The sequence below is a fragment of the Sphingomonas sp. FUKUSWIS1 genome (assembly GCF_000733135.1).
GTDB classification, from domain to species: domain Bacteria; phylum Pseudomonadota; class Alphaproteobacteria; order Sphingomonadales; family Sphingomonadaceae; genus Sphingomonas; species Sphingomonas aerolata.
In genome coordinates this window covers 3,412-10,497 of record NZ_JPJC01000284.1, presented here as the reverse complement: position 1 = coordinate 10,497, position 7,086 = coordinate 3,412, and the positions used below count along the sequence as shown (strand labels likewise).

Annotated in this window: 3 protein-coding genes; 1 reads left to right on the top strand and 2 read right to left on the bottom strand. The window is 65.1% G+C overall.

Annotated elements, in window-relative coordinates; all coding sequences use genetic code 11:
* Positions 1-366: 366 nt before the first annotated feature.
* Complete coding sequence (locus sphsw_RS18070) at positions 367-768, bottom strand: acyl-CoA thioesterase (protein WP_031441838.1); 402 nt, start codon at positions 766-768, stop codon at positions 367-369.
* A 170-nt stretch (positions 769-938) separates the two neighbouring features.
* Here sphsw_RS18070 and clpB point away from each other — a divergent pair, with 170 nt between their 5' ends.
* Positions 939-3,518 carry an ATP-dependent chaperone ClpB gene (gene clpB, locus sphsw_RS18065; RefSeq protein ID WP_031441837.1) on the top strand — a complete coding sequence of 860 codons (2,580 nt, stop codon included), beginning with the start codon at positions 939-941 and terminating at the stop codon, positions 3,516-3,518.
* A gap of 73 nt (positions 3,519-3,591) precedes the next feature.
* Here the strand turns inward: clpB and sphsw_RS18060 are convergent, their stop codons facing one another.
* Positions 3,592-6,627 (bottom strand): TonB-dependent receptor domain-containing protein, encoded by a 3,036-nt coding sequence (locus sphsw_RS18060; RefSeq protein WP_031441836.1) that lies wholly within the window; start codon positions 6,625-6,627, stop codon positions 3,592-3,594.
* Positions 6,628-7,086 lie beyond the last annotated feature (459 nt).

Sequence of the window (7,086 nt, the reverse complement as noted above, 5' to 3'; positions counted from 1 at the left end):
CCCCCCCGCCGCCAGCGAAATCCGCGTCGACCCCAACCGCCGCGGCGCGGTCCCGTATGAGGTGGTGTGACGACTAGGCCACCTCCCCGGCGAAGGCCGGGGCCCAGTTGGGAAACGGAAATAACGTGAGGCGACGCGGAGTCATGAGGGCCGTCCCACCTGGGCCCCGGCCTCCGCCGGGGAGGTGGTGTAGATGGCTGACCGTTCGCCCCAATCGAGCGACCCCAGACCGACGACCGCACTCAGCCCCAAAACCTGTCATCCCCGCGAAGGCGGGGATCCAAACCGGCAAACCAAGGTGGCAACCACAAAGGCCAGCCAGTCTGGCTTCCCGCCTCCGCGGGAATGACGGCGGGTCTAGGCCCCTCAATCCTTCGGAAAGAACCGCTCCACCACGTTACTCGCCAGTCGCGAAGGCCGCAGCGTCTCCGCATCAAGGCAACACCAGCTCGACTTCACCTCGGCCAGCACGTCCTCGCCGCGCTTGATGATCGTCTCGTAGAACGCCCGCGCGCCCTGCACCTTTTCGAGCAGCACCGTCGCGATCACGTCGTCGTCCAGAAACGCCGGCTTGCGGTAGGTAATCTCGTGTTTCAGCGCGACCCACAAATGCCCCGCCACCGCCTCGGCCGGGGCGAGACGCTGCCAGTGATCGATCACCGCGGCCTGTACCCACTTCAGATAGTTCGCGTTGTTGACGTGACCCATGAAGTCGATGTCGGCCGGCTCGATGCCGATGGCGTAGATATGGGGAATGGCTGTTGACACTCCACCCATATAGCATGCGCGGGGGCTTATAGCGATGACGACGCTGCTTCGACACCGACAATAAACGCTATTCCGGCCCGCGGCGCTTGTCCCTAGCATGATGCAACGCCGCCCTCTTGTGTTGCCTAAATACAACACCATCTCTGGCCAAAGACCACAGGGATACGCCCATGAACATCGACAAATTCACCGACCGCGCGAAAGGCTTCCTCCAGTCCGCGCAGACCGTCGCGATCCGCATGAACCATCAGCGGATCGCGCCCGAGCATCTGCTGAAGGCGCTGCTCGAGGACGAACAGGGCATGGCCGCGGGGCTGATCGCGGCCGCGGGCGGCGACGCGAAGCGCGCGACATCCGAGACCGATCTCGCGCTCGCCAAGATCCCCGCGGTGTCGGGCTCGGGCGCGCAAACCACGCCGGGCATCGACAATGACGCGGTCCGCGTGCTCGACCAGGCCGAACAGATCGCGACCAAGGCGGGCGACAGCTTCGTCACCGTCGAACGCCTGCTCGTCGCGCTCGCGCTCTCGCTCAACACCGCCGCGGGCAAGGCGCTCAAGACCGGCGGCGTCACCCCCGAGGGGCTCAACACCGCGATCAACAGCGTCCGCCAGGGCCGTACCGCGGACACCGCGGGCGCCGAGGACCGCTATGACGCGCTCAAGAAATTCGCGCGCGACCTCACCCAGGCAGCCCGCGACGGCAAGCTCGACCCCGTCATCGGCCGCGACGAGGAGATCCGCCGCACGATCCAGATCCTCGCGCGCCGCACCAAGAACAACCCCGCGCTGATCGGCGAACCCGGCGTCGGCAAGACCGCGATCGCCGAAGGCCTCGCGCTGCGCATCGCCAACGGCGACGTCCCCGATACGCTCAAGGACCGCCGCCTGATGTCACTCGACATGGGCTCGCTCATCGCGGGCGCGAAATATCGCGGCGAGTTCGAGGAGCGGCTGAAGGGCGTGCTCGACGAGGTGAAGGCCGCCGAGGGCGACGTCATCCTGTTCATCGACGAGATGCACCAGCTGATCGGCGCGGGCAAATCCGAAGGCGCGATGGACGCGGGCAACCTGCTCAAACCCGCTTTGGCGCGCGGCGAGCTCCACTGCGTCGGCGCGACCACGCTCGACGAATATCGCAAGTACGTCGAGAAGGACCCCGCGCTCCAGCGCCGGTTCCAGCCCGTCATGGTCGGCGAACCCACGGTCGAGGACACGATCTCGATCCTGCGTGGCCTGAAGGAGAAATACGAGCTCCACCACGGCGTCCGCATCACGGACGGCGCGATCGTCGCCGCCTCGACGCTGTCGAACCGCTACATCACCGACCGTTTCCTCCCCGACAAGGCGATCGACCTGATGGACGAGGCCGCGAGCCGGATCCGCATGGAGGTCGAATCCAAGCCCGAGGAGATCGAGAATCTCGACCGCCGCATCATCCAGCTCAAGATCGAGCGCGAGGCGTTGAAGCGCGAGACCGACGAGGCCTCGATCGACCGGCTCGACACGCTCGAGGGCGACCTCGTCAATCTCGAGGAACAGTCCGCCGAGCTGACGACGCGCTGGAAGGGCGAGAAGGACAAGATCAACGCCGAGGCACGGCTGAAGGAACAGCTCGACGCCGCGCGATTGGAACTCGACCAGGCGCAGCGCTCGGGCGACCTCGCCCGCGCGGGCGAGCTCTCCTACGGCACGATCCCCGGCCTGCAGCGCCAGCTCGACGAGGCGGCGGGCGCGACCAAGGGCGCGATGCTGCGCGAGGAGGTCAATGCGGACGACATTGCCGGCGTCGTCAGCCGCTGGACCGGCATCCCGGTCGAGCGGATGCTCCAGGGCGAGCGCGACAAATTGCTCGCGATGGAGGCGACGATCGGCAAGCGCGTCATCGGCCAGGCGCATGCGGTCAAGGCCGTCTCCACCGCGGTCCGGCGCGCACGCGCGGGGCTTCAGGATCCGAACCGTCCGCTCGGCAGCTTCCTGTTCCTCGGGCCAACGGGCGTCGGCAAGACCGAGCTGACCAAGGCGCTCGCCGAATTCCTGTTCGACGATCCCTCGGCGATGGTCCGCATCGACATGAGCGAGTTCATGGAAAAGCACGCGGTCGCACGGCTGATTGGCGCGCCTCCCGGCTATGTCGGCTATGAGGAAGGCGGCGTGCTGACCGAGGCGGTCCGCCGGCGGCCCTATCAGGTGATCCTGTTCGACGAGGTCGAGAAGGCGCATGGCGACGTGTTCAACGTGCTGCTCCAGGTGCTCGACGACGGCCGCCTGACCGACGGCCAGGGCCGCACGGTCGATTTCAGCAACACGCTGATCATCCTGACGAGCAATCTCGGCAGCCAGTATCTCGCCAACATGGCCGAGGGCGACGACGTGTCGTCGGTCGAACCGCAGGTGATGGAGATCGTCCGGTCGCATTTCCGCCCGGAATTCCTCAACCGCCTGGACGAGGTGATCCTGTTTCACCGTCTCGGCCAGGCGCACATGGCGCCGATCGTCGACATCCAGGTGTCGCGCGTCGACAAGCTGCTCGCCGACCGCAAGATCACGCTCGACCTCACCGAAGCCGCCCGCGCCTGGCTCGGCCGCGTCGGCTACGACCCCGTCTACGGCGCGCGTCCCCTCAAACGCGCGGTCCAGCGCTACCTCCAGGACCCGCTCGCCGACATGATCCTGCGCGGCGAGGTCAAGGACGGCGCCACCGTCCATATCGACGAGGGCGACGGGAAACTGGTGCTCGCGGTCGGCTGAGCCCCCGAACCGCAGGCACAAAAAAAGGGCGGGTCCCGAAGGACCCGCCCCGATTTGTCGCGTGGGTATCGGCTTAGAAGTTGAACTTCGCGCCTGCACGATACTGACGACCGAAGATGCCGTCGCCACCCTGGATCGCATTGTACAGATACGCGCCATAGGTGACGGTATCGACCGGCGGCAGGCGATCGAAGAGGTTCAGCGCGTTGACGTAGAAGCTGAACTTGTCGGTGACCTTGAAGTTCACGTTCGCATCGACCGTGATGTAGCTCTTCACGTGGCAGTCATTGTACACGGCAGCCTGGCCGCAATCCTTGTATTGGTCGCCCTGGTCGGTCGCCGACAGGTCATAGCCCGACGTGTAGTTGACCGTGGTGCTGACCGCGAAGTCGCCGAAGTCGAACGTGTTGAGCCAGTTGCCCTTCCACTCGAACGTCCCCGACCCTGCGGTCAGGTTGAAGTTGCCGAGCGTGCCCTCATAGCGCTGCTTCTCGCCGTCGATCGTCGTGCTGAGCTCGATGATGTAGCTCGCATTCAGGTTCGACGTCCACTTGACCGGACCGAAGTCATACGCGCCGTTGATCCCGAAATCGATGCCCGACGACTTGATCGTGTCGGCATTGATCAGCTGCGAGCGGACGAAGGCGATCTTCGGACGCGCGTTCGGGTTGTTGACGTCGGGTGCGTCGGCGATGACCTCGAACCCGGCAACCGGTGCGGCACCGGCATAATAGGCTGCGATCGCGGCCGAATTGTCCGGCGTCGTGATCGCGCCGGTCTTCTTGATGTTGTAGTAGTCGACGGTCAGCGACACGCTGCGGATCGGGTCGAACTTGAGCCCACCGGTGAAGCTGCGCGACTTTTCGGGCTTCAGCTCCGGCGATGCCAGCGTCGTCTGTCCGATCGAGTAGGACGTCAGATAGGCCGGGCACGCCGTCGGGCTCGCCTGCGAACAGCCTGCGCCATATTGGGCAAGGAACGCATCGGGGATCGCCGAGATCTGCTGCGTCACATAGCCCGTCGTCGGCAGTGCATTCGCCTCGCCGAAGCTCGGGATACGGAAGCCGCGCGAATAGGTACCCCGCACCGTGACCTGCTGGAGCGGCGTGAAGATCGCGCCGACCTTCGGCGAGAAGTTGCTCTGCCCGGTCGAATAGTGATCGTAGCGACCCGAACCGTTGAGCGTCAGCACGTCGAGAACCGGTGCGTTGATTTCGGCGAAGGCCGAGCTCACCGTGCGGTTACCCTTGGTACCGAAGGCGTTCAGCGTGAAGTACCGCTGCGTCGCGCCGTTATAGTCGTCGTTCGCGCTGGGCGCGTCGACGGCTTCGTAGAAGATCGAGCCACCGACCGCGACGCGCAGGTCACCGCCGGGCAGCGTGGCAAGCGACTTCTGGACGGTCAGCTGCGCCTGATAGAGATCCGACGTCGTGTCGGTGATGTTCTCGGGCGTCAGATAATCGCGCACCGCCTGGGTGTTGAGGCCCGGGTTGACGAAGTTGTAGCTGCCGTCGGCAATGACGTTGAGCAGGTTCTGGATATAGACATACCCGTTGGTCTTCACCCGCAGGTCGGTGTGCATCGCCGTTGCGTTGAAGTCATAGTCGAACCCGTTGAGGACGGTGCCCTTGAGGCCGAATGCGGCACGGTACACGCGGCTGCGGGTCTCGTTCTGCGTGACGGTGTCGGGCAGCGCGCCGACGAGGCGAGCGACCTGGCCCTGTGCCGCGAACGGGTTGTTCGGGTTCAGCGTGCCGTTCGTCGGACCGCAGTTCACGCGCGCGGCGCAGACATAGACCGGCAATGCCAGGACGCCCGAGCCCGCGGCCAGCGCGGCAGTCTGCGCCTGCGAGGTCGAGAACTGCGGCGAGAGGATGCCGGCCGGTGCGTTACCGCGGATGACCGACGGACGACCGGTATAGTTGCTCGCCGACTGGGCGAAATTGACCAGCAGATATGCCTCGGAGTCGGCACCGACCTTTGCGCTGAAACGGGCCGAGCCGCCGAAACGCTCGATGTTCGGCGTCACCATGTCGTACTTGTTGGTGTTGTCGACCTGGCAGACCGTGGTCGGCGTCGTCACGTTCGCCGGCGTGGCGAGCTGCGCGGCGGTCGGGTTGTAGGGGGTGCCGTTGAGGCAGCCCGCTGCCGGGTTCAGCAGCTGGTACCGGCCCGATGCGACCGTGTTCGCGGCGTCGGCCGGACGGACGTAGAAATTGCCCGTACCGATCGCGAAGCCGTTGAGGGCGCCGTTCGCGTCAAGGCCGTTCGCCGTGTTGTTCGGGCCGCACTGCGTGGTGCCGGTGCGGTTCGAACAGATCCCGGTCAGGTTGTCCGAATTGAAGGGCGCCGGCAGGTCGCGCTGGTACACGCCCTCGTTGCGGAAATAGAAGCCGCTGACATAGGCGTTGTAGCCCTTCTCGTCGAGGTCGCCGGTACCCGCGGTCAGCGTCAGCCGCTGGTTGGCGTTGTTGCCGTTCTCGGAGATGCCGGCCTCGGCGCGACCGCTGATGCCGTTGAACTTGCGCTTGGTGATCACGTTGACCACGCCTGCAATGGCATCGGCACCGTAGCTCGACGATGCGCCGTCGCGCAGCACGTCGATGCGCTCGACGATGTCGTCGGGGATGGTGTTCAGATCGACGAAGTTGCGCGATCCGTCATCCGACAGCGGGTAATAGGCGGCGCGCAGGCCGTCGAACAGCACGAGCGTCGAGTTGGTCGACAGGCCACGCAGCGACACCGAAGACGCGCCCGCGGCGAATGCGCCGTTGGCGGTGAACGAGTTGGTCAGCGCCGGGCCGTTGTTCGACGACAGCGCCTGGATGCCGGCCTGCACCGTGTTGATGCCGCGCGAATCCAGATTTTCGGTGGTCAGCGTGGTGACGGGCGAAATGCCGGTATCGGTACCGCGGATGATCGATCCGGTGACGACGATCTCGTCGCCGGCGGCGGGCTGGTTCTGCGCGGCGACGTCGCTCGACGGGACACCGTTCTGCTCGGGCGGCGTCGCCTGCTGCGCGAACGCCGGCGCCGCCATGGCGAACGCGAACGGCGTCGCAGCCGCGAGCAGGAGCGCCTTCTTGGTCAACGAAATGCTGGTCATCATGATCCCTCGCTTGAACCCGGTCGCCCGCATCGCGGTACGCCGGGCAATTTTCCGCCCCTTTCATCGCGCCGAAGCACGACCCCGAAGGACATGGCGATGGGATGGAGGTGCTGTCGCATCCTGTAAAGAATGCATCCGGGCGGCCGAATGCTTTGGCAATCTCGTGTAGCGAAAAAGACACAATCACTGGTGCTTTTTCTTACAATCTGTTGCTTTTTCCGACAGCAGATCCTCTCTACGCATAATAATTAGGCAAAGGCATTTTCACGTCGCACCCGCGACAGCAGCTTGGCGAGGCCACGGCTCGGGCTTCAGCGTCACTCCGGACCGGCCGCCCGAACCAAAAAAAAGGGGCGGCGGATCCGTGATCCGCCGCCCCCCGATATCGCGTCCGAAAGGATCGCTTACATGTCGATCGTCAGGCCGACGAACAGGTACCGGCCGAGCGCATCATAGATG

What these genes read in the sequence shown, in the direction of transcription:
- sphsw_RS18060 (WP_031441836.1), bottom strand. Translation starts at nt 6,627, where the DNA reads ATGATGACCAGCATTTCGTTGACCAAGAAGGCGCTCCTGCTCGCGGCT.
- clpB (WP_031441837.1), top strand. Translation starts at nt 939, where the DNA reads ATGAACATCGACAAATTCACCGACCGCGCGAAAGGCTTCCTCCAGTCC.